Below are 21,813 nucleotides of genomic sequence, written 5' to 3' on the forward strand. Positions count from 1 at the left end.
CCGCGCGGCTAACCCGCGAGAGGGCGGGGGGCGGGAACTCCCGGCCGGCCAACCCATGCGCGGCGCCCTGAGCGCCCCGCGGCCCGATCAGGGACCCCATGACGTCCTGAAGGGAGCGTCCCGCCCAGGGAAGGTCGCGAAGGATCTCGCTCGCCGTGTGGCTGAGCCAGGCCGCCGGGCTGACGCCCGCGACCAGCGGAGCCTCGTCGAGCGGGGTCGCACCGTCGATCACCCAGAGGCCGTCGTCCCGACTGCCGTAGGCGTCCTCGTTGGCGCTCTTGAACGACGCGCTGATGGCCTCGCGTATCCGCATCCGCCGGCCCCTCACCACTCGATCTGTCCCCACCCAATGATCGCTGCTGGGGACTCCAGGGCGGCTACAACAGGCCGTTTGCCGCGCGGATGATGTCGACGAAGCCGGACATGATGTCGGTGAGGCCGTAGTCCTTGGGGGTGTAGACGGCGGCCACGCCGGCGGCGCGCAGCGTCTCGGCGTCGCGGTCGGGAATGATGCCGCCGACGACGACCGGGAGGTCGGCGAGGCCCGCGGCGCGCAGGCCGTCGAGGACCTGGGGGACCAGCTCCAGGTGCGAGCCGGACAGGATCGACAGCCCGACGAGGTGGACGTCCTCCTGGACGGCGGCGGCGACGATCTGTTCGGGCGTCAGGCGGATGCCCTGGTAGACGACCTCGAAGCCGGTGTCGCGGGCGCGCACGGCGATCTGCTCGGCGCCGTTGGAGTGGCCGTCGAGGCCTGGCTTGCCGATGAGGACCTTCAGCCGGCGGCCCAGCTCGTCGCCGGTCGCCGCCACGCGGGCCCGGACGAGGGCGAGCTCGTCGCCCTGGGAGCCGGCGCCGACGATCGCGCCGACGGCCACGCCGGAGACGCCGGTGGGAGCGCGGTACTCGCCGAAGACCTCGCGCAGCACCCCCGACCACTCGCCGGTCGTCACCCCGGCGCGGGCGCAGACCAGCGTGGCGGGCACCAGGTTGGCCTCGGTCTTGGCCGCCTCGCGCAGCGCGAGCAGGGCCTCGTCGACGACGGCCGGGTCGCGCCGCGCCTTCCAGCCGGCGAGCGACTTTCGGGCGGCCTCCTCGACCGCGGGGTCGACCGTCTGGATGGCGGCGTCCAGGTCGGCGAGCAGCGGGTTCGGCTCGGTCTCGGTGAAGCGGTTGACGCCGACGACGACGTCCTCGCCGCTCTCGATCCGGGCGCGGCGCAGCGCCTGTGAACCGACCAGCTGGGACTTCATGTAGCCGGACTCGACGGCGGTCACCGCGCCGCCCATCGCCTGCACCCGGTCGATCTCGGCCTTCGCCGCCGCCACCAGTTCGCCGACGCGGCGCTCGACGACGACCGAGCCGGTGAAGATGTCCTCGTACTCCAGCAGGTCGGTCTCGTAGGCGAGGATCTGCTGGATCCGCATCGACCACTGCTGGTCCCACGGCCGTGGCAGGCCGAGCGCCTCGTTCCACGCCGGCAGCTGCAGCGCCCGGCAACGCGCGTCCTTCGACAGCGTGACGCCGAGCGCCTCCAGGACGATGCGGATGACGTTGTTCTCGGGCTGCGCCTCGGTCAGGCCGAGTGAGTTGACCTGTACCCCGTACCGGAAGCGGCGGTGCTTCGGGTTCTCGACGCCGTACCGGGTGCGCAGCAGGTCGTCCCAGAGCGCCACGAAGGCGCGCATCTTGCACAGCTCCTCGACGAACCGGACGCCGGCGTTGACGAAGAACGAGATGCGCGCGCAGACGTCGCCCATCCGCTCGCTCGGCACCTGACCGGACGCGACGACGGCGTCCAGCACCGCGATGACGGTGCAGATCGAGTACGCCAGCTCCTGCACCGGCGTGGCCCCGGCCTCCTGCAGGTGGTAGCTGCAGACGTTGATCGGGTTCCACTTCGGGATCTCGGTGACCGTGTAGGCGATCAGGTCAGTGATCAGCCGTAGCGACGGGCCGGGCGGGAACACATACGTCCCCCGGGACAGGTACTCCTTGATGATGTCGTTCTGGGTCGTCCCGTTCAGCAGGGCCGGGTCGGCCCCCTGCTCCTCGGCGACGACCTGGTAGAGCGCGAGCAGCCACATGGCCGTCGCGTTGATCGTCATCGAGGTGTTCATCTTCTCGACCGGGAGCTGGTCGAACAGGGCCCGCATGTCCCCCAGATGGGCCACCGGGACCCCGACCTTGCCGACCTCGCCCCTGGCCAGCACGTGGTCCGGGTCGTAGCCGGTCTGGGTCGGCAGGTCGAAGGCGACCGAGAGGCCGGTCTGGCCCTTGGCGAGGTTGCGGCGGTAGAGGGCGTTGCTCTCCGCCGGGCTGGAGTGGCCAGCGTAGGTCCGGATGATCCAGGGCCGGTCCCGTTCCTTACGACCCTCCGACGCCGTCGCCGCCCCGGAGGGCGCTTCCGCTGCCGGCGGGGACCCCTGTTCCTCGGCCATTGGCCAGCCGTCCCCTCGCCTTTGGGGAGGTCGGGCACGCAGCGCGCCGCCGCGACCCCCAGATCGTGGCCAACGGCGAAAGCGTACCGGCGCCACCCGCTCGCGCGCCCGCGAAGCGAACTGTCATCAAACGGCTCGACCAGCGTCAAGGGGTCGGATCTTGGCTGTTCATGGCCCCGGCCGGTCGGCCTGGTTAGAAAAGGGTGGGGATGGACGGCTCCAGGCCGCGTAGGGCGTCGTAGTCGACGGTCGCGCAGGACAGGCCGCGGTCGCTCGCCAACAGGCGGGCCTGCGGGGTGATGGACTGCGCGGCCAGGATGCCGTGCACCGGGTGCGGGAGCGCCGGGTCGTCGGTCATCCGGGCGATGTACCGGGTCAGCTGCTCGACGCCGTCGATCTCGCCGCGCCGCTTGATCTCGACGGCGACCGTGGACCCGTCGCCGGCCCGGCAGAGCAGGTCGACGGGGCCGATCCCGGTCTCGTACTCGCGGCGCACCAGGGTCAGGTCCGGCCGGATCGCGTCGGGGCGGTCGGCCAGCAGCACCTGCAGGTGGGCCTCGACGCCGTCCTTGCGCAGACCGGGGTCGATCCCGAGGTCGTGCGTGGAGTCGTGCACGATCTCCTCGATCGTGATGACGAGGGTCTCGGCGGCCTTGTTGGTGACCCGCCAGACGCCCTCGCCCTCCGCCAGCACGCAGGGGGGGCTCATCCAGTTCAGCGGCTTGTAAGCACGGCCGTCGGCGTGGATCGAGACCGAACCATCAGCCTTGATCAGCAAAAGCCGCACCGCGCTGGGAAGATGCGCGTTGAGCCGTCCGACGTAGTCCACGCTGCACCGAGCGATCACGAGGCGCACCCGGCCACGTTATCGCGCCAGTCGCCCACTACCCGGCGCAGGTACCGCCTTGGTCGCCGAAGGCCCGCCATCGCCCGATCTGGGCGGCCCTGGTCTCGTGGAATCGGCGAGGCGCGGCCGGGGGCTCCGGGGCCGTCTCAGCCGCTGCCGTCTCAGCCGCTGCCGTGCCTGCCGGGCGGCGTCGCGGCTCGCGCGACCACAAGTTCGTCGAGCATCGCCCGCCGGGCGACGTAGCGACGGGTGAGCCGGTCGGCCTCCTCGGCGGGCAGCCGGCCCAGCCGGACGGGGTCGCCGTTGTCGGCCATGTCGGCATGCTTCACGACAACGGCGGCGGGGTCGGCCGCGACCCGGGCCAGATAGGCCCTGACCGGCTCATCCGGGCGTTTGGTCAGCGCGTCGACCGTCGCGACGACCCGCGGTGAGTACCCGCGCTCGGCCAGGTTCGCGAGGGTCACCGGGGTGTCCTCGACGACGTCGTGCAGCAGCGCGGCCAGCTGGGCGTGCACCGGGTCGACGCCGGCAGCGGACGCGGTGCGCCCGACCGTCGCGCAGACCCGCAGCGGATGCCCGATGTACTCCTCCCCGGCCTTGTCTAGCTGGCCGGCGTGCATCTCGGCCGCGAACGACTCCGTCGCGGCGATGCCTGGTTCAGGACGCGCCATGGGCCTCACGGTAGCCGTGGCCGGTGAACGTCGGCCCAACCGGCCGGACGGGTCCCGACCTGGTCCTGGAGGATGGGACTCTTCGACTCTGGCTTGGCGGGTCAATGCGCCGGGAAGGGGCGGGACATGCCGGAGGCTACGCGGGATGAGCCCGTATCGGGTGAAGGACAGCCGTTGCGATCCCGTGGAGGCACAAGAGGGTCCACGCAAGCCCTAGCATCGCTTTCCGTGGAACGCTTCGTCGTGACCGGCGGATGTCAGCTGGCGGGTGAGGTCCTCATCCCGGGGGCGAAGAACTCGGTCCTGAAGCTCATGGCCGCGAGCCTGCTGGCGCCCGGCGTGACGACCTTGTCCGCGGTGCCCGAGATCCTCGACGTGGACGTCATGGCCGACGTGCTGACCACGCTCGGTGCCACGGTCCGCCGTGACGTCGCCACGGGGTCGATGACCATCGACACGCCCGCCACTCCGGGCGCGGCCGCCGATCCCGACCTGGTGCGCCGGATCCGGGCCTCGGTGGCCATCCTGGGCCCGCTCGTCGGCCGCTGCGGCGAGGCGCAGGTCGCGCTGCCCGGCGGCGACGCGATCGGCTCGCGGGCACTGGACATGCACGTCAACGGCCTGCGCCGGCTGGGCGCGGTGGTCGACATCGAGGACGGCGTCCTGGTCGCGCGCTCGTCCGGCCGGCTGCAGGGGGCGGCCATCTGGCTGGACTTCCCGAGCGTCGGCGCGACCGAGAACCTGCTCATGGCGGGGGTTCTCGCCAAAGGGACGACGGTCGTCGACAACGCCGCGCGTGAGCCGGAGATCGCCGACCTGTGCCAGTTCCTGACCGAGATGGGCGCGCGGATCGAGGGCATCGGCGGTTCGACGCTGGTCATCGAGGGCGTCGACGAGCTGCGGCCCGCCACCCACGAGACGGTGCCGGACCGGATCGTCGCCGGCACCTACGCGATCGGCGCCGTCATGACCTGTGGCGACGTCTTCATCCGTAACGGTCGGGCCGAGCATCTCGGCATCGTGCTGGAGAAGTTGTCCGCCGCCGGAGCCATCGTCGACGTCGGTGGCGACGGGTTCCGGGTCTCGATGGATGACCGGCCCCGCTCCATCGACGTGGTCACCCTGCCGTACCCGGGGTTCCCGACCGATCTGCTGCCTCAGATCATCGCGCTGGAGGCGGTCAGCCAGGGTGTCTCGCTGATCACCGAGAACGTGTTCGACAGCCGTTTCGTGTTCTGCCGCGAGCTGCTGCGGCTGGGCGCGCAGCTGCGAACCGACGGGCACCATGTGGTGGTCCGCCCGGCCACCCAGCTCGTCGGCGCCTCGGTCTCCGCCTCGGACGTGCGCGCCGGCGCCGGCCTGGTGCTGGCCGGACTGGTCGCGGACGGCATCACCGAGGTACACGAGGTCCATCACATCGACCGCGGCTATGCGGGCTTCGTGGAGAACCTGCGCGCGCTCGGCGCGGACATCCGCCGTGAGCGCGACGCCGTCGCAGCCTGACCGACGGCGGCCTCACCCGCCCGTGCGTCGCTCACCCGGCATACTGCATCCGTGCGAGCCGTATCACTGTTAACCGACCGCGGGACTGCCTGAGCTGGCTCGCGGGAACGACCGGTCGACAGGTGGGGCGGCGTCCCACACCGCTCGCGGTCGGGCGGTGCGTTCCGCCGTCGGGTCCGTGGCGACAGCGCACCCCGGAGGCAGGATCATGCTCGACGCTGTGCGATCCTGCCTTCGAGTGCACGCCGGAGGCCCACGTCCCCCGGAGCGGTAGGGGGAAAGGTGCGCAGGCCGAACGGAGGCACGTGCTGGACATGGATGTACCGATGCCGGCGGGCTCTGATGCTCGCGCCAGTGGCGTGCCCTGGAAGGCCTGGGTGGAGCAGCGGCGCCGGCCCGTGATCATCGGCGCCTTCGTCGCAGCGGCCCTCCTGGGAATCCTGATCGGCCTGCTGACCGCGCCCACCAGCAAGCAGGGATCGGGCTCGGCTGCCCCGGCCGTCGTGGCGCCCGCGCGCGAGCCATCCCAGGCGCCTGCCCCCTGGGCGGCCAATCGGGCTCCTGGAACGGCCGTCAACGTCACCCTCGACCAGAGCATGTCGCCGATCGTGCGCACGGCACTCGCCTGGGCCGCTGCCGACGACGCCCTCGCCAGGGCGGGCCGCAAGACCTGGTCCGAGGTCTACCTCGCGGCGGGCTCGCCGGTCGCGGGCACCGCCAACGCGCAGGCTGCCACGAGCAGGGCCAGCCTGACGGACCAGTCCATCACGATCCCGCAGGGCCTGCTGTACGGCGCAGTTCAGGGAACCGGCGCGGCCTCTGACCAGTTCTGGGCGGTTGGCTTCGCCGACACCACGAGCACCGCGGTCGCGATAAACCGGCTGCACGTCTGGGAGCGGGTCGGCAGCGACCCATGGAAGGTCGTCGCCAGCGGTGCAGGTGCCTGCGGCAAGGTTCCCCAGAGCATGACCGCGGTCTGGGGAAACCACCCAGAGATCTGCAACGCCCCTGGCTGAAGTCCCGCCGGTCTCACTGACCGAACGGCGCGATCTCGCCAGTCGTATAGTAATTCTGGCCAATCGTGTAGTGCAGCTGGGTGCTCACCTGCCAGTTGCTAGTGACAGTTGAGCACCAGCCCCCACTGGGCGCGGTGCCGATGCCACCGGTGACGCCCAGGTTGGTGCCGCCGTACACCGTTCCAGCGGTCATGAGCAGGTTGGTCTTCCCGTTGGCGATGTAGTTGGCGCCTCGCGCGACCTTCAGGCTGCCTTTCACCCAGGTCTCAATGGCGGCGCCGTACTCGGCCGAACCCGTGCCGTTCAAACGCGGATAAATGCGTTCGACGAAAAAGTACCCCTGATTCGACAGATCTGCGGCGCTGCAGGGCCCGGCGGCCTGCGCCATCGACGGAAAGCCGATGAATGCGATTCCTAGCGTGAGCAGGGCGAGCGGAAAGACCACCAGGCGGCGACGGACCGAAGCGTTTGTCTCACTAAGGCGCATAAAAAGACGATAACGATCCGCCAGTATTCGTCCGGTGACAACCCTCGCGCGTTGTCCGCCCGTTGTCTTTTCTGATCCGCCGCACGTCGCCGCGAAGTTGTCCGCCGGAACGCGTCTCGGGCGCCACTAACGCCGGTGGTCGTGGAAGCCGCGCCCGGTCTTGCGGCCGAGGTAGCCGGCCGTCACGAGGTGCTCCAGCAGCGGCGCGGGCGCGTAGCCGGGCTCACGGAACTCCAGGTACAGGGTCCGCTGGATGGCCAGCGTGACGTCGAGGCCGACGACGTCGGCCAGCTCGAACGGGCCCATCGGGTGGCCGCAGCCGACCTTCATCGCCGTGTCGATGTGCTCGACGCCCGCGTAGTGCGCCTCCAGCATCCGCACCGCGTCGTTCAGGTACGGGAACAGCAGCGCGTTGACGATGAAGCCGGCCCGGTCCGCGCAGATCACCGGATGCTTGCGTGAGGCCCGGGCGACGGCGAGTACGGTCGCGACCACGTCCGGCGCGGTGAGCACGGTGGGCACGACCTCGACGAGCTTCATCGCCGGCGCCGGGTTGAACCAGTGCATGCCGATGACGTCGCCCGGCCGGCTGGTCGCCGCCGCGCACTCCACCACCGGCAGCGACGAGGTGGTCGTGGCCAGCACGGCGCCCGGCTTCACCACCCGGTCGAGCTCGGCGAACAGCGCCTGCTTGACCGCGAGGTCCTCGACGACGGCCTCGATGACGAGGTCGGCGCCGGCCAGGTCGGCGAGCTCGGTCGTCCCGCGCAGCCGGGTCAGCGTGGCGTCCCGGTCGTCGGAGGTCATCCGGCCCTTCTCGACGGAACGCGCCAGCGACGACTCGACCTTCTTGCGGACCGCGGCCACCTTGTCGTCGGTCCTGGCCCGCACGACGACCTCGTAGCCGGACTTGGCGAGCACCTCGGCGATGCCGCAGGCCATCGTCCCGGTGCCGACGACGCCGACGGTGCGCACCGGCCGCTCGGTCGTGCCCGCGATGGTCACCGGGGGAGCGGGGTCGACCACCTCGGGCGAGTCGGGCCCGGCGTAGCTGTAGAAGCCGCGGCCTGTCTTGCGGCCCAGCATGCCGGCGGTCACCAGCTGCTTGAGCAGCGGCGCCGGGGCGTGCAGGTGGTCGCGAGAGGTGTGGTAGATCGAGTCCAGGATCGCGTACGCGGTGTCCAGGCCGATCAGGTCGAGCAGCGCGAGCGGGCCCATCGGGTGGCCACAGCCGAACCGCATCGCCGCGTCGATGTCCTCACGGCTCGCGTAGTGCGCCTCCAGCATCCGGACCGCGTTGTTCAGGTAGCCGAACAGCAGCGCGTCGACGATGAACCCGGCCCGGTCGCCCGCCGTCACCGCGTTCTTGTCGACCCGTTCGACGAGTGCCGCGAGGTCGGTGAGCACCGCCGGGTCGGTCACGACCGTGCTGATGATCTCGACCAGGCCCATCACCGGCGCCGGGTTGAACCAGTGCGTCCCGACGACCCGGGCCGGTCGGCCGGTGGCGGCGGCGAGCCGGGTGACCGACAGCGAGCTGGTGTTCGTCGCGAAGATGGTCTCCGGCGGGCAGAGCCCGTCCAGCCGCGCGAACAGCGCCATCTTCGCGTCCAGGTCCTCGTCGATCGCCTCGATGACGAGCGACGCGTCGGCGGCGGCGGCCAGATCGGTTCCGGCCTGGATCCGGGCGATCAGCGCGTCGCGCTCGGCCGGGGTCAGCTTGCCGCCGGCCACCGCCCGATCGGTCGAGTGCGCCAGGTGCCCGAGCCCGCGGCGCAGGCCCGCGTCGTCCTTCTCGACGCCGACCACCCTGATGCCCGCCCGCGCGAGGACCTCCGCGATGCCGGCGCCCATCGTGCCGAGCCCGACCACCGCGACCGTCGTCAGCTCACGACTCATGTCAGCTCCCTGTCGAAAGTGCCGCGCGCCGGTCCACCGGCTCTCCCGCGGCCGGCGCGGGTCGGATGTCACAAGCGTCTGCTGCTGGGCGGAATTCTCCCAGATTGGTGACGGACAAGCTCGTGATCGCGAGGTGGACTGTCGTACATCGAGCGTGGGGTCGGCCGGTGACAGCGAGTGTTGTCACGGGGGCGGGCGGTCCGCAATCGAAGGCCCCCTCCGGCGGGGGGCATCCGGCTGACCTCCCCCGATTTCGACCCGGCCGGCCGGTCCGTTCCCGCCGTGACCGGCGGATCGGGTGATTGGGGCGGATTGGGGGCGTACTCGAGGACTGGATGACCACGTCGCCGGGGACTGTGCGGTCGTACGCCCGTTCTAGGATGAGTCGGCAGCTGGGCGTCGGGCGCCGCGGCGGCCCGCCGAGCGGACACGGTCGAGCGGACACGGTCGAGCGGACCTGGATAAGCGGGGTGCTCCGGCAGGGCTCGTGGCGCCGGTAGCCGGACGGGAGGAAGGGTCGGCCGATGGTCTCCTTGGACAAGGACGCGGTACGAACGTTCGGCCGAGAGGTCGCTACCTTCCTGCCCGATCTGGTGCTCATGCTGCGCGGGGTCGTGGCCGATCCGCGGGTGCCGCAGTCGGCGAAGGTCGAGGCCGGGGCCGCGTTGGCCTACCTCGTCTCACCGCGCAACTGGATCACCAACGTCATCCCGGTCATCGGGCAGCTCGACGACGTCGCGGTGGTCGCCTTCGCGTTCCGCCGACTGGTCGTCGGCGCGGGTGAGCCGATCCTGCGCGAGCACTGGCGGGGGAGCGACCGGGCCTTCCACGCGCTCATCGGGGCGTCGTCGGCGCTCGCGAGCCCCGCCGGCGCGCTGCGCAAGGCCAAGCTCGCGACGACGCTGGCCGGCGCGGCCTTCGGCCGGGTCGGTTACCTGGGCGGGCGGTTCGGCCACTCGGACCGCGTCGTCGACGGCGAGGTCGTCGGCCGCGTCGACGAGTCGGCCCCGTCCGGCTCGTCGCGTCGGACCGACGGCGGCCGCTTCCGCAAGTGAGCCGCCGGCGTCCTGCCGGCCAGGAGGCGCGGCATTCCGGCGGTGGGGATGTGTCGAGGACGGCGCTGGCCGAGGCGCTGCAGTGAGCCCACGGCGCGGGGGATCGGGCCGGCCCCGGAAGGATCGGCCCCGGGAGGACGAGCAGGAGTCCCGGCCGGGATGGCTCGTCGAATCTGTGGTGATCGACGGCGAGGACTGGTCACAGCGACCGGTGACCGGAGCGACGAGCGACAAGCCCTACCGCTGCCCCGGCTGCGACCACGAGGTCCCGCCGGGCACCCCGCACATGGTCGTCTGGCCGAGCGGGCGCACCGACAGCCGGCGCCACTGGCACACACCCTGCTGGGCACGCCGCCGCGCGGGTGGGCGCCCGTACCGGGCTCCCTACTGAACTGGGCTCCCTACTGAACCGGGTGCCCTGCTGGCGGGACCGGCCGTGCGGCGACCAGCCCGATGCCCCGCCCGGCGCGGGCCGCGCCGGGCGTTCGGGGAACCGGGCCGCCTGGGTGCGGCAGCCTAGATGCGGCTGCCGGCCTTCGAGCTGACGGCCTTCTGCTCTTCCGGGCCGGGCAGCTCGATGGCCGCGGTGGCGGCGGCGAGCTGGTTCTGCAGCGCGGACAGCTGCTGGGTGACCTGGTTACGCAGCGCGCCGAGCTGCTGGGTGACCTGGTCCCGCTGCCGCTCGAGCTCGGAGAGCCGATGCGCCGACTCGTCCTCGAGCTTGTGCGCCTTGTTCCGGGACGTGTCGATGATGTGCTCGGCCTCGCCGCGCGCGGTCGACACGATCCCGGCCGCCTGCTCGTCGGCCTCGCGCAGCGTCCGGTCCCGGGTGTGCTCGGCGTCGGAGACGATCCGCCGGGCCTCCTCGAGCTGCGAGTCGGCGTCCCGGGTCCGCTCGGACCGCACGGTGGCGGCCTCTTCCTCGGCCAGCATCAGGATCTGGGTGATCCGGCCGCCGAAGTCGTCCCAGGCCGGCCGGCCGGCCGCGAGGTCGTCGCGGACGCGCGCGGCCTCGGCCGCCGCCTCCGACGCCGCCGCCTCGGCGGCGGCGCGATGCGCCTCGGCCTCGCGGAGTTGTTCCATAAGCCAGGCGACATGAGAGTTCACCTGGTGGGGGTCATAGCCGCGGCGAACCAGGTCGAAGCCGGGAGAGCCTTCGACTTCGCCGCCCATTGGCAACATGTCAGAGTGCTCGGTCATAGCAGACCAGCAATCCAGACGGTCGCGTGCCTAGTCACAAGGGCAACCCTACCGCCCGGTGGAGCGCCTTCCACAGCACCCCCGCCGCAATGGTTTCCGGCCGGTTTCGGGCGCTCTGAAACCGGCCCACCTGCCCAGGAGCTGGTCCCGGACAGGTACGGACGGCATGCAATCCGTGGCCGCCGAGTCCGTCAGATGCCGCGGAACCGGTTGATCGCGGCGAGGTGGCGGTCCCGGAGCGCCTGATCGCGGACGCCGAGCCCCTCGGCGGGGGCCAGGCACAGGACGCCGACCTTTCCCTGGTGCACGTTGCGGTGCACGTCGTGGGCCGCCTGGCCGGTCTCGTCGAGCGGGTAGACCCGCGACAGCGTCGGGTGGATCAGGCCGCGGGCGATCAGCCGGTTGGCCTCCCAGGCCTCGCGGTAGTTCGCGAAGTGTGAGCCGATGATTCGCTTGAGGTTCATCCACAGGTAGCGGTTGTCGTAGCTGTGCATGAACCCGCTTGTCGACGCGCACGTCACGATCTGGCCGCCACGCCGGGCGACGTAGACAGACGCGCCGAACGTCTCCCGGCCGGGGTGCTCGAACACGATGTCCGGGTCCTCGCCGCCGGTCAGCTGCCGGATCCGCTTGCCCAGGCGCTGCCACTCCTTCGGGTCCTGGTTGTGCTCGTCCTTCCAGAACCGGTAGCCCTCGACATTGCGGTCGATGACCAGCTCGGCGCCCATAGACCGGCAGATGTCGGCCTTCTGCGGTGACGACACGACGCAGACCGGGATCGCGCCGCCGCGCAGCGCCATCTGGGTGGCATACGAGCCGAGGCCGCCGGAGGCACCCCAGATCAGCACGATGTCGCCCTGCTTCATGGCCGCCCCGTTGCGGGACACGAGCTGCCGGTACGCCGTCGAGTTCACCAGGCCGGGACTCGCCGCCTCCTCCCAGCTCAGGTGGTCGGGCTTCGGCATCAGCTGGTTGGCCTTCACCAGGGCGAGCTGGGCCAGGCCGCCGAAGTTCGTCTCGAATCCCCAGATGCGCTGCTCGGGGTCGAGCATCGTGTCGTTGTGGCCCTCGGGCCGCTCCAGCTCGACCGACAGGCAGTGCGCCACGACCTCGTCCCCGGGCTTCCAGGCATGCACGCCCGGCCCGGTCCGCAGCACCACACCGGCCAGGTCGGAGCCGACCACGTGGTAGGGCAGGTCGTGCCGCTTCGCCTGTGGCGACGTCTTCCCGTAGCGCTCCAGGAAGCCGAACGTCGACATCGGCTCGAAGATCGACGTCCAGACGGTGTTGTAGTTGATCGCCGAGGCCATCACGGCGACGAGTGCCTCGCCCGGCCCCACTTCCGGGGTGGCGACCTCATCGAGGTGCAGCGACTGGCGCGGGTCCTTGTCCCGGGAGGCCATGCCCTCGAACATGCCGACCTCGTCCTTGCGGACGACCACCCCCCGGTAGGACTCGGGGAGGGGCAACCTGGCGAACTCCTTCTCGCGGGTCTCAGCAGCTGGCCCTTCAGCAAGGTCGGCTGCTGACCCTTCGGCGAGGATGGCGTCAAGGATGTCCTTCACGGGTCTACCTCCGGCGGTCGAGCGGCAGTCAGTCCTTCGAGCGGCACGGTAAGTGTCATCGATAACCGCCATCGGAGTCGCGCCGTAGTGAGGCATCGGCCAGGGACGGCGCTCCGCGCCTCTGGCCGATCTGCCTGGTTCGGGCGCTGAGCGCCCTCCCTAACGCTGGTTCGGGGTGGGCGTGAGGTGCGTGGGTTGAGCTGGTCCAGGGTCGGGACCTGGGATGCGTTTCGCTCGGGTGGTTTCCCGGGTCGGCGCGCCGCGCCCGCTGGCCGATCACCTGGTTCGGGCGCTGGGCGCCCTCCCTGACGCTGGTTCGGGGTGGGCGTGAGGTGCGGGGGTGGAGCTGGTCCAGGGTCGGGACCTGGGGTGCGTTTCGCTCGGGCGGCCTGCTTGGTCGGCGCGTAGCGCGCGGTCTCGCCGATCTGCCTGGTTCGGGCGCTGGGCTGCGTATCGCGGGCCAGCGTGCTGGTCATGATCGCCGTTTGGGTCCTGGGGTGGTCGTAGAAACGCCTCCGGCACGACCATCGCAGGGCCAAAACCGCGATCAAGGGCACGCGCGGGCAGCCAGGGCCCGCCGAGGACGCCGGCAGGGTCCGGTTGAGGGCCAAACCGGAGATCAAGGGCACCAAGGTGGTGGTGCGCGGTCGTCGGGGCGTGCCTCGCTCGGTCGAAGGTCCGGCGCTGGATCGTGAACGACCCCGGAGCTCACGCGCCCACCCCGAACCGGCGTTGGGGAGGGCGTTCAGCGCCCGAACCCGGCGATCGGCGGTGGTGCGGGGAGCGCCGTTTCTCACCGATGCCGCTGACTAGCCGTGGCGCAAAGCGGTAGAACGGTGAAGACAACCCAAACGGCCCGGTCGGCGTCAAACAGTCGTGACCGCGCCCATGACAGTCGTGGAAGGGTGGCGGCCCGTGCCTGCGCGGAGCGACGCCGCCCGCAGTGCCGTGGCCCGAGACGCGGACCAGGCGCTGACCGCGCTCTACTCCGAGCACTACCGCTCACTCGTCCGGCTGGCGGCCCTGCTGCTGGACGACATCGGTCTGTGCGAGGAGGTCGTGCAGGACGCCTACATCCGCGTCCATGCGGCCTGGGGACGCCTGCAGGACAAGGACAAGGCCCTCGCCTACCTACGGCAGACCGTCGTCAACCTCGCCCGTTCCACGCTGCGGCGCCGCCTCGTGGCGCTCAAGCACGCTCCCAAGCCGATGCCCAACGCCGCCAGCGCCGAAGAGGGGGCCTACTCTCTCGTCGAACGCGCGGCGGTCGTGCAGGCCCTGCGAGAGCTGCCCCGCCGGCAGCGGGAGGCCGTCGTCCTGCGCTACTACGGCGACATGTCCGAGGCCGACGCCGCCGCCGTCATGGGGTGCAGTGTCGGTTCCGTTAAGGCGTACACCTCCCGTGGCCTGGCGGCCCTGTCGACCAAGCTGGCGGACCTACGGTGAACACCCCTGAGCAGCGGGACGTGCTCGGCCCTGAGGAGCTGAGCCGGCTGCTGCATGCCGCGGTCGAGCCGCTCCGGCCGTCGCCGGAGGCCTACCAGCGGATTCAGGCCGGCGTCGCGCGCCGCGGCCGGTGGCGGGCGCCGCTCTTCGCGGCCGGCGGGGTCGTGCTCGCCGGCGTCGTCGCGCTGGCCGTGCTGCTGCTGCGCCCGTCGCAGCAGAACCACGTCATCGAGGTGCAGCCGCCGATCAGCCTCACGGCGGGCACCCAGGACGGCACCGCGAGTGGTCCGGGCCCCCACCCCACGAACTCGCCCAGCCGGGGCGGGACGGGACCGAGTAGCTCGGCGTCGACCGGCCCCGGGTCGAGCGACCCCACTGCCGGTCACTCGACCTCCACCGGGTCGGTCAGCCCCTCCGCCAGCTCGACCGACAAGGGCAGCCAGACCCGGCCGACGCCCGTGGCGCGGCCCGCGAAGGCCGGCGACATCGACGGTGACGGCACGGTCGACTCGGTCCGTCCCAGCGGCGCCGGCGTCGTGGTGAGCCTCAGCCGCGGCGGCTCGGCCCCGGTGGCCCTCCCGGCCGGCTCCACGCCCGGCCCGTCCACCGCGATCGACCTGGACGACGACGGCTTCGCCGAGCTGATCATCCAGACGGGTACCAGCAACGGCGTCGCGACGTACGCGGTCGCGCGGTACCTCACCCCCGGGGACATCGAGCTGGTGCCCGCGCCGCCCCGGCAGCTCTCGGCCGGCACGGACGGTTCGGGCGAGGGGTGGGGCTTCTCCTGTGCCAGCACCGGCATCCAGTTCGTCGACGGGAAGTCGTCGGACGGCGGCCAGACCTACCAGGTCACGACCACCACGCTGAAGCCGACCTTCGACGGCTGGTCCCAGCAGGGCAGCCCCGCCACCAGCACCATGGCGGCCGCCGCCGCGACGCCCTCCTTCGCGGCCCGCTGCGGCTCGCTGGGCTGAGGCGGGGCGGATCGGCCCGAACGGGCGCGGAGCGCCCGCGGCAGACCTCCCAGATCGCCGACCTCCCAGATCGACTCCGTCGATCCGGCAGGGACCCTGTCGCCGATCCGGCAGGGACCCCGGATCCGCCTGGTTCGGGCGCTGAGCGCCCTCTCCGACGTGATTCGGGGGTGGGGTTGGAGTGCGGGGGTGGGCGCTGGTCCAGGGGCGGGCCACTGGCCGCCAACGTCTGCCCGTCACCTTGATCGCTGTTTTCGCCCTCTGGTGGCTACGAAACAGGCCCGGTGACGACCACCGGAGGGCCGAAACGGCGATCATGGAACGCCGGAGCGGCGAACCTTGCCGGCGGCTGCACCAGGTTTCGCTCGGGGCGGGAGGTGTGGGCGCTCCGGGTGGTGGTGCTTGCCACGCTCCGGCGGCACGTTCTGCAAGATCACGTTAGTGTTGGGAGAAAGCTTTCCTGACTCGCAATCCCCTCTGCTGGAGGCAGCCATGCCTGGTTCGGTCATCGTGGCGGGCGCGCGGACCCCGATCGGCAAGCTCTCCGGGGCGCTCAAGGGCTTCTCCGCGGTCGAGCTGGGCGGGGTCGCGATCAAGGGTGCGCTGGAGCGCGCCGGGGTCGCCGGCGACGCCGTCCAGTACGTGATCTTCGGTCAGGTCATCCAGGCCGGCTCCATGCAGATGACGGCTCGCCAGGCCGCGGCGAAGGCGGGCATTCCGCTGAGCGTGCCCTCGATCACGATCAACAAGGTCTGCCTGTCGGGCCTGGACGCGATCGCGCTCGCCGACACCTACATCGCCAGCGGCGAGTTCGACATCGTCGTCGCGGGCGGCATGGAGTCGATGACCAACACCCCGCACATGCTGCTCGGCGGCCGTGCCGGGACGCGGTACGGCGCCACCGAGCTGGTCGACGCGACCGAGTACGACGCGCTCACCGACGCCTTCGAGCGGATCGGCATGGGCCTGGCCACCGAGCGGTACAACGTGCCGCTGAACATCTCCCGCGCGGAGCAGGACGAGTTCTCCGCGCTGTCGCACCAGCGGGCCGCGGCGGCCATCAAGAACGGCCTGTTCGAGGAGGAGATCGTCCCGGTCGAGGTGCCGCAGCGCAAGGGCGACCCGATCGTCGTCAGCCAGGACGAGGGCGTCCGCGGCGACACCACCGCCGAGACCCTCGGGAAGCTGCGCCCCGCCTTCACCAAGGACGGCACGATCACCGCGGGCTCGTCCTCGCAGATCTCCGACGGCGCCTGCGCGGTCCTCGTCATGAGCCGCGCCAAGGCCGAGGAGCTCGGCCTGCCGATCCTCGCCGAGATCGGCCACCACGGCTTCGTCGCCGGCCCGGACACCTCGCTGCAGTCGCAGCCGGCCAACGCCATCAAGACCGCGCTGGCCAAGGAGGGCCTGACCACCGCTGACGTCGACCTCTACGAGATCAACGAGGCCTTCGCGTCGGTCGGCATCCAGTCGATGCGCGAGCTGGGGATCACCTCCGACGTGGTCAACGTCAACGGCGGCGCGATCGCGCTCGGCCACCCGGTCGGCATGTCCGGCGCCCGGATCGCCCTCACGCTGGCCTACGAGCTGCGCCGGCGTGGCGGCGGCGTCGGCGCGGCCGGGCTGTGCGGCGGTGGCGGCCAGGGTGACGCGCTGATCCTGCGCGTGCCGGCCGCCTCCTGACCCACTTGCCCCGCCAGGTGGCGGCTCCCGTCCGGGGCGGGTACGCGAACCCGGAGGCGCTGGTCGCCGCGGCGGTCGAGGACCGGTCGCCGCGTGCGCTGGCTCGGCTGATCTCGCTGGTCGAGGACGGCTCGCCGTGGCTGCGGGAGATCGCCCGGCTGCTCGCGCCACTGGCCGGGTCGGCGCAGGTCATCGGCATCACCGGGGCGCCCGGGGTGGGCAAGTCGACGTCCACCTCGGCGCTGGTGAGCGCGCTGCGGGCCCAGGGGCGCCGGGTGGGCGTGCTCGCCGTCGACCCGTCGTCGCCCTTCACCGGCGGCGCGCTGCTCGGCGACCGCGTCCGGATGACGGCGCACACCACCGACCCGGACGTCTACATCCGGTCGCTGGCCTCCCGGGGCCACCTGGGCGGCCTGTCGTGGGCGACACCGCAGGCGCTGCGGGTGCTCGACGCGGCCGGCTACGACGTCGTGCTCGTCGAGACGGTCGGGGTCGGTCAGGCCGAGGTGGACATCGCCTCGCTGGCCGACACCACCCTGGTGCTGCTCGCTCCCGGGATGGGCGACGGCATCCAGGCGGCCAAGGCCGGCATTCTGGAGATCGCGGACGTTCTCGTCGTCAACAAGGCCGACCGCCCCGGCGCCGACGACACCTACCGCGACCTGGCGAACATGGTCCGTCTCTCCGGCCTGACCGGCTATGGCGGGCGCAATGCCGAGGCGGCCGGCGACGGGCGGTGGGTCCCGAAGGTGATCCGGACGGTCGCGGCCGCGGGAACGGGCGTCACCGAGGTCGTCGACGCCGTCGCGGCACATCGGGCCTGGCTGGAGGCCAGTGGCGAGCTGACCCGCCGCCGGGCCAGGCGGGCCGCCGACGAGATCGAGCAGATCGCCCTGGCGGGCCTGCGGGCCCGGTTCGGCGAGACCCGCGGTTCCCGTCACCTCGGCGCGCTCGCCGACGAGGTCGTGGCCGGGCGGCTCGACCCCTGGACGGCTGCCGACGACCTGATCGCCGCCCTGACCGGCTCGCCGGAGCCAGACCGGTGACCGCGAGCCCCGATCCCGCGCCCGGCCCCGGCTCCTCCGGTCCGGCCGGGACCGCGGAGCACCCGCTGATCGCCGCGCTCGGGCTGGCGGCGCACCCCGAGGGTGGCTGGTACCGGCGGACCTGGGCGAGCCCCGACGAGATCCCGGCGCACGGTGGCAGCCGCCCGGTCGCCACGTCAATCCTCTTCCTGCTCCAGCCCGGCGAGGTCTCCGCCTGGCACCGGGTCGCCTCGGCCGAGATCTGGCTCTGGCAGGGCGGCGGCCGGCTCACCCTGACGCTCGGCGGCGCGGCGGCGGACCCGGTGGCCGGTGAGCAGATCACGCTGGGTCCCGACCCGGCCGGCGGCGACGCGCTGCAGGCCGTGGTGCCCGCCGGCCACTGGCAGACGGCGCGCCCGCTCGCGGGCGACGCCGTCCTCGTCGGCTGTGTGGTGGCTCCCGGCTTCGACTTCGCCGACTTCGAGCTCCACAGCCCGCGCCCCCAGCGCCCTGACGCGCGGTCCTGAGGGTCAGGTCGGGTACTGCGTGGTGGCGGGGTACTGGGGTGCCGCAGGGTACTGGGGTGCCGGAGGGTACTGAGGCGCCGCCGGGTACTGGGCGTCGGAGTACTGGGCGTCGGGGTACTGGGGGCTGGCCGGTGGGCCGCCGTTGAGATGGGCCCCGGTCAGGTCCGTCGCGGCGCTGCCGGCGGCGCCCCTGACGGCGATGACGAGCGCGCCGGTGTCCATCGGCGAGGGGACCACGTCCCGAGCGCCGGCCTGGCGCAGGCGCAGCGCCTCGGCGGCGTCGTCGGCCGCGGAGAGGATCACGTTGGGCACCGCGCCGGCCTTGGGGTCGCCGGACAGGTAGGCGAGCAGGTCGGAGGCCGTGGTGTCCGGCAGCTGCTGGTCGATCATGATGAGGTCCGGCTGGGCGCGGTGGATGGCGTCGAGCGCGAGCGCGCCGCGGGGCACGCTGATGGTGTCGGCACCGAACGCGCGGGCCAGCGTCTGGGTCACCTGGGCCCGGGTCGCCGGGTCGCCGCTGACGTGCACGACCCGCATGCTCGCGCCGGTCGGAATCCGGCCGCCGATCCCCGGCGGGAACGGGTCCTGGTCCGGGTCGGGGTGCGGGTAACGAACGTCCACGGCGTCGAGCACCACCGCGAAGACGCTGCCGACGCCGTACCGGCTCGCCGCCGTCAGCACGCCTCCCATCGCGGTGACCAGGGCGTGCGACAGCGCGAGCCCGAGCCCGCTGCCCTCGATCCGGGTCTGTTCGGCGCCGAGCCGTTCGAACGGGCGGAACAGCCGGGCCATCGCGTCGGGGGGCAGGCCCTGGCCGTCGTCCTCGACCTCGATGCGCAGCCGCCCGCCGGTGATCGGCACGATGCCGACCCGCACGGTGCCACCCTCGCGGCCGTACTTCAGGGCGTTGCCGACCAGGTTGAGCAGCACCTGCCAGAGCCGGCGGCGGTCCGCGTCCACGATCAGCGGCTCGGACGGGTGGATCACCCGGCGGATGCCGCGCCGCTGCGCGAGCGGCTCGACCAGCTCCACCACGCCCTCGACGATGTCCAGGACGTTGACCGGCGCCTTCGTGATGTCGCCGCGGCCGGCCCGTAGCCGGGCCAGGTCCAGCACGTCGTCGATGATCGCCTGCATGTGCCGGCCGCCGGTGATGATCCGCTGGACGTCGTCGAGCAGGTTGTTCGGCAGCGGCTCCAGCTCCAGCAGCTGGGCGAAGCCCAGCATGGCGTTCAGCGGGGTGCGCAGCTCATGACCGAGCCGGGCCATGAACTCGTCCTTGGCCCGGGAGTCGCGCGCGGCGATCACCCTGGCGTGGCGGTCGGTGACGTCCCTGGCGACGAGGGCGACCCAACCGGCCCGGTCGGCCCGGATCGTCACGTCGAACGGCACCGGGTTGCCGGCCATGTCCAGCAGGTTGGCCGAGCCGCGCCACTCGCCGAAGCGGGCCAGCCCGTCCAGCACGGTCTCGGGTGACACGCGCGAGGCCGGCTCGACCACCTCGGCGAGCTCACGCAGGCAGCTCACGCCGGCCAGCCGGTCGCCGAGGAAGGCGCGCGCCGCGGCGCCGATGTCGAGCAGACGTCCGTCGGCACCGACCACAACGACGAGGTCGTTCAGTGCGTCCAACAGCGTGCGGGTGCTCACCTGATCCACATCCCGTCGGGCCGTCCGCGGCGTGGGGGCACCGGGACGGACAGGGGCGGTTCGGCCGGGTGGTGGCGCGAGTCAGGGCCCACCGAGCGATCTCGGCGGGTGTACGCCACCCGTGTCCGTCCCACGGCGGCCAATGGTAGGGCGTGCTGTCATCCGGTGTTGTGGCGGGTTTGCGTGGCACGGCCGGGCGTAGCGTCACTGTGGACCCGATGCGACCATTCGTTAGCATGACGGGCTCGTTCCGGAGTTAACGTCACATGACGAATCGGTTCCGAAGCCTGGGGTGTTCGCCGTCCACGGGGTGGGCGCGGCAGCGCACCCGGGGCGTGATATTCCGTGAACCATGCTTGTCGCCTTCAGCGTGACCCCGATCGGCGTCGGCGAGGACGTCGGCGCTCTGGTGGCCGAGGCCGTCCGAGTGGTCCGGGCCAGCGGTCTACCCAACGAGACCACGTCGATGTTCACGACCATCGAGGGCGAGTGGGACGAGGTCATGGACGTCGTGCGCCGGGCGACCGAGGCGGTGGCCGCCGGCGGCGGGCGGGTCAGCCTCGTCCTGAAGGCCGACATCCGCCCCGGCACCCACGACGCCCTGCATGCCAAGGTGGCAACCGTCGAGCGCTACCTGGAGTCCTCGGGCGAGTCCTGAGGCCCCGCCCGTTCGAACGGTTCCAGGACGTTCGGGAAAACAGTCGTGTCCGGCTCGGCTCGGTCGCCGTGGGAGGTGTCACGATGGTGGGTATGCAACGTAGGCCTCCAGTCCCACCCGCGGCTGGTCGACAGGGCGCGCCCGGCGCCAGACCCCCGCGCGGGCAGTCCCCCCGTACCCAGGCCGGGCCGCTGCCGGACCGGCTCGGCGGGCTGCGGCTGGCCGGCGCGGTGCCGCTCGACCCGAAGCCGGCCGCGCCGCCCGCCGCTGCCCGCCCGCCCGCTGGCCCGCCGGCCGGCGGCGCAGAGGGTGGCCCAGCCGGCCCTGTGATCATTGACGTCACCGAGGCGACCTTCGCCGACGAGGTCGTCAACCGGTCCCTGCAGGTGCCGGTGGTGCTCGACTTCTGGGCCGACTGGTGCGGCCCGTGCAAGCAGCTCAGCCCGATCCTGGAGCGCCTCGCCGAGGCCGACGGCGGCCGGTGGGTGCTGGCGAAGATCGATGTGGACGCGAACCCGGGCCTCGCCCAGGCCGCGCAGGTCCAGGGCATCCCCGCGGTCAAGGCGGTCGTCGGCGGCCGGATCATCGGGGAGTTCACCGGCGCGCTGCCGGAGGCCGAGGTGCGCAGCTGGCTCGACCAGCTCCTCGACCTCGTCGCCGAGGCCTTCGGTGACCTGCCCGGCGCCGGTGGCGGTGGCCCCGCCCGCGACGCCAACCTGACCGCGGCCGACGAGGCGATCGAGCGCGGCGACCTGCCCGCGGCGGCCGCTGCGTACCGGGCCCGGCTGGGCGAGGCGCCGGCCGATCCGGAGGCGATCCTCGGGCTCGCCCGGGTCACCCTGCTGGAGCGGGTGAGCGGCGTCGACCCGGCGGACGTGCGCCGCCGCCTCACCGCCAACCCGGACGACGTCGACGCCGCGCTCGTCGCGGCCGATCTGATGATCGTGCACCAGGGGCAGATCGAGGACGCCTTCGGCCAGCTGGTGGCGCTGGTCCGCCGCACCTTCGGCGACGACCGGGAGAAGGTGCGCGCCCACCTCGTCGGCCTGTTCCAGGCCCTCGGCGACGCCGACCCCGCCGTCCCCCCGGCCCGCCGAGCCCTCGCCGCGGCGCTGTTCTAGGAACGAACGGCCGGAACAGGCGCGCTGGGCACCCGTTCCGGCCGT

At 72.2% G+C, this 21,813-nt stretch carries 19 protein-coding genes and 1 pseudogene; 11 read left to right on the top strand and 9 right to left on the bottom strand.

The window, feature by feature from the left end:
- The 4 genes and pseudogenes from I6A60_RS18785 to I6A60_RS18800 all read right to left on the bottom strand — a co-directional run.
- Nucleotides 1–313, bottom strand: a pseudogene (locus I6A60_RS18785) (hypothetical protein); the annotation flags it as partial.
- 64 nt (nt 314–377) lie between these two features.
- Entirely contained in the window at nt 378–2,441 is a 2,064-nt protein-coding gene (locus tag I6A60_RS18790; protein WP_203023463.1) for a protein meaA, read from the bottom strand.
- Nucleotides 2,442–2,634: 193 nt separating this feature from the next.
- Entirely contained in the window at nt 2,635–3,297 is a 663-nt protein-coding gene (gene nucS, locus I6A60_RS18795; protein ID WP_013422141.1) for an endonuclease NucS, read from the bottom strand.
- A 152-nt stretch (nt 3,298–3,449) separates the two neighbouring features.
- The gene (locus I6A60_RS18800; RefSeq protein ID WP_203023462.1) at nt 3,450–3,959 is read right to left on the bottom strand and encodes an HD domain-containing protein; all 510 of its coding nucleotides are present in this window, start codon (nt 3,957–3,959) and stop codon (nt 3,450–3,452) included.
- A gap of 228 nt (nt 3,960–4,187) precedes the next feature.
- Between I6A60_RS18800 and murA the strand changes: the two genes are divergently transcribed.
- Both murA and I6A60_RS18810 read left to right on the top strand, forming a co-directional pair.
- Nucleotides 4,188–5,462 carry a UDP-N-acetylglucosamine 1-carboxyvinyltransferase gene (gene murA, locus I6A60_RS18805; RefSeq protein ID WP_307873751.1) on the top strand — a complete coding sequence of 425 codons (1,275 nt, stop codon included), beginning with the start codon at nt 4,188–4,190 and terminating at the stop codon, nt 5,460–5,462.
- A 326-nt stretch (nt 5,463–5,788) separates the two neighbouring features.
- A complete protein-coding gene (locus tag I6A60_RS18810; protein WP_203023461.1) occupies nt 5,789–6,478 on the top strand; it encodes a hypothetical protein in 690 nt (229 codons plus the stop codon).
- A gap of 13 nt (nt 6,479–6,491) precedes the next feature.
- On the opposite strand, the gene I6A60_RS18815 is transcribed toward I6A60_RS18810, so the two are convergent.
- Together I6A60_RS18815 and I6A60_RS18820 are read right to left on the bottom strand one after the other, a co-directional pair.
- On the bottom strand, nt 6,492–6,965 hold the full coding sequence (locus I6A60_RS18815) for a hypothetical protein (protein ID WP_203023460.1): 474 nt from the start codon (nt 6,963–6,965) through the stop codon (nt 6,492–6,494).
- Between the two features lie 126 nt (nt 6,966–7,091).
- Nucleotides 7,092–8,864, bottom strand: coding sequence for a 3-hydroxyacyl-CoA dehydrogenase family protein (locus tag I6A60_RS18820; RefSeq protein WP_203023459.1), 1,773 nt, complete (start codon nt 8,862–8,864; stop codon nt 7,092–7,094).
- Between the two features lie 524 nt (nt 8,865–9,388).
- Between I6A60_RS18820 and I6A60_RS18825 the strand changes: the two genes are divergently transcribed.
- Nucleotides 9,389–9,919, top strand: a complete 531-nt coding sequence (locus I6A60_RS18825) for a YkvA family protein (protein ID WP_203023458.1) — start codon at nt 9,389–9,391, stop codon at nt 9,917–9,919.
- A gap of 82 nt (nt 9,920–10,001) precedes the next feature.
- Nucleotides 10,002–10,310, top strand: a complete 309-nt coding sequence (locus tag I6A60_RS18830) for a hypothetical protein (protein ID WP_203023457.1) — start codon at nt 10,002–10,004, stop codon at nt 10,308–10,310.
- A gap of 125 nt (nt 10,311–10,435) precedes the next feature.
- Here I6A60_RS18830 and I6A60_RS18835 read toward each other — a convergent pair whose 3' ends face one another.
- Together I6A60_RS18835 and ccrA are read right to left on the bottom strand one after the other, a co-directional pair.
- Nucleotides 10,436–11,119, bottom strand: coding sequence for a sugar-binding protein (locus tag I6A60_RS18835; RefSeq protein ID WP_203042357.1), 684 nt, complete (start codon nt 11,117–11,119; stop codon nt 10,436–10,438).
- A 191-nt stretch (nt 11,120–11,310) separates the two neighbouring features.
- Complete coding sequence (gene ccrA / locus I6A60_RS18840) at nt 11,311–12,684, bottom strand: crotonyl-CoA carboxylase/reductase (RefSeq protein ID WP_203023455.1); 1,374 nt, start codon at nt 12,682–12,684, stop codon at nt 11,311–11,313.
- 888 nt (nt 12,685–13,572) lie between these two features.
- Here ccrA and I6A60_RS18845 point away from each other — a divergent pair.
- The 5 genes from I6A60_RS18845 (at nt 13,573) to I6A60_RS18865 (ending at nt 18,342) form a co-directional block, all read left to right on the top strand.
- Complete coding sequence (locus I6A60_RS18845) at nt 13,573–14,130, top strand: SigE family RNA polymerase sigma factor (protein ID WP_013422151.1); 558 nt, start codon at nt 13,573–13,575, stop codon at nt 14,128–14,130.
- Nucleotides 14,127–15,107 carry a VCBS repeat-containing protein gene (locus I6A60_RS18850; protein WP_203023454.1) on the top strand — a complete coding sequence of 327 codons (981 nt, stop codon included), beginning with the start codon at nt 14,127–14,129 and terminating at the stop codon, nt 15,105–15,107. Before I6A60_RS18845 ends, I6A60_RS18850 begins: the two co-directional genes overlap by 4 nt.
- A 492-nt stretch (nt 15,108–15,599) precedes the next feature.
- Nucleotides 15,600–16,790, top strand: a complete 1,191-nt coding sequence (locus tag I6A60_RS18855; protein WP_203023453.1) for an acetyl-CoA C-acetyltransferase — start codon at nt 15,600–15,602, stop codon at nt 16,788–16,790.
- A gap of 17 nt (nt 16,791–16,807) precedes the next feature.
- The gene (gene meaB, locus I6A60_RS18860) at nt 16,808–17,836 is read left to right on the top strand and encodes a methylmalonyl Co-A mutase-associated GTPase MeaB (RefSeq protein ID WP_203023466.1); all 1,029 of its coding nucleotides are present in this window, start codon (nt 16,808–16,810) and stop codon (nt 17,834–17,836) included.
- Nucleotides 17,833–18,342, top strand: a complete 510-nt coding sequence (locus tag I6A60_RS18865) for a cupin domain-containing protein (protein WP_203023452.1) — start codon at nt 17,833–17,835, stop codon at nt 18,340–18,342. Before meaB ends, I6A60_RS18865 begins: the two co-directional genes overlap by 4 nt.
- A 3-nt stretch (nt 18,343–18,345) precedes the next feature.
- Here I6A60_RS18865 and I6A60_RS18870 read toward each other — a convergent pair whose 3' ends face one another.
- A complete protein-coding gene (locus I6A60_RS18870; RefSeq protein ID WP_203023451.1) occupies nt 18,346–19,989 on the bottom strand; it encodes a hybrid sensor histidine kinase/response regulator in 1,644 nt (547 codons plus the stop codon).
- 352 nt (nt 19,990–20,341) lie between these two features.
- On the opposite strand from I6A60_RS18870, the gene I6A60_RS18875 reads away from it, so the two are divergent.
- Complete coding sequence (locus I6A60_RS18875; RefSeq protein ID WP_203023450.1) at nt 20,342–20,647, top strand: MTH1187 family thiamine-binding protein; 306 nt, start codon at nt 20,342–20,344, stop codon at nt 20,645–20,647.
- An 83-nt stretch (nt 20,648–20,730) separates the two neighbouring features.
- Nucleotides 20,731–21,768, top strand: coding sequence for a tetratricopeptide repeat protein (locus I6A60_RS18880; RefSeq protein WP_238435743.1), 1,038 nt, complete (start codon nt 20,731–20,733; stop codon nt 21,766–21,768).
- The last annotated feature ends 45 nt before the right edge of the window (nt 21,769–21,813 follow it).

Origin of the sequence: Frankia sp. AgB1.9 (assembly GCF_016786355.1) — a bacterium.
Classification (GTDB): domain Bacteria; phylum Actinomycetota; class Actinomycetes; order Frankiales; family Frankiaceae; genus Pseudofrankia.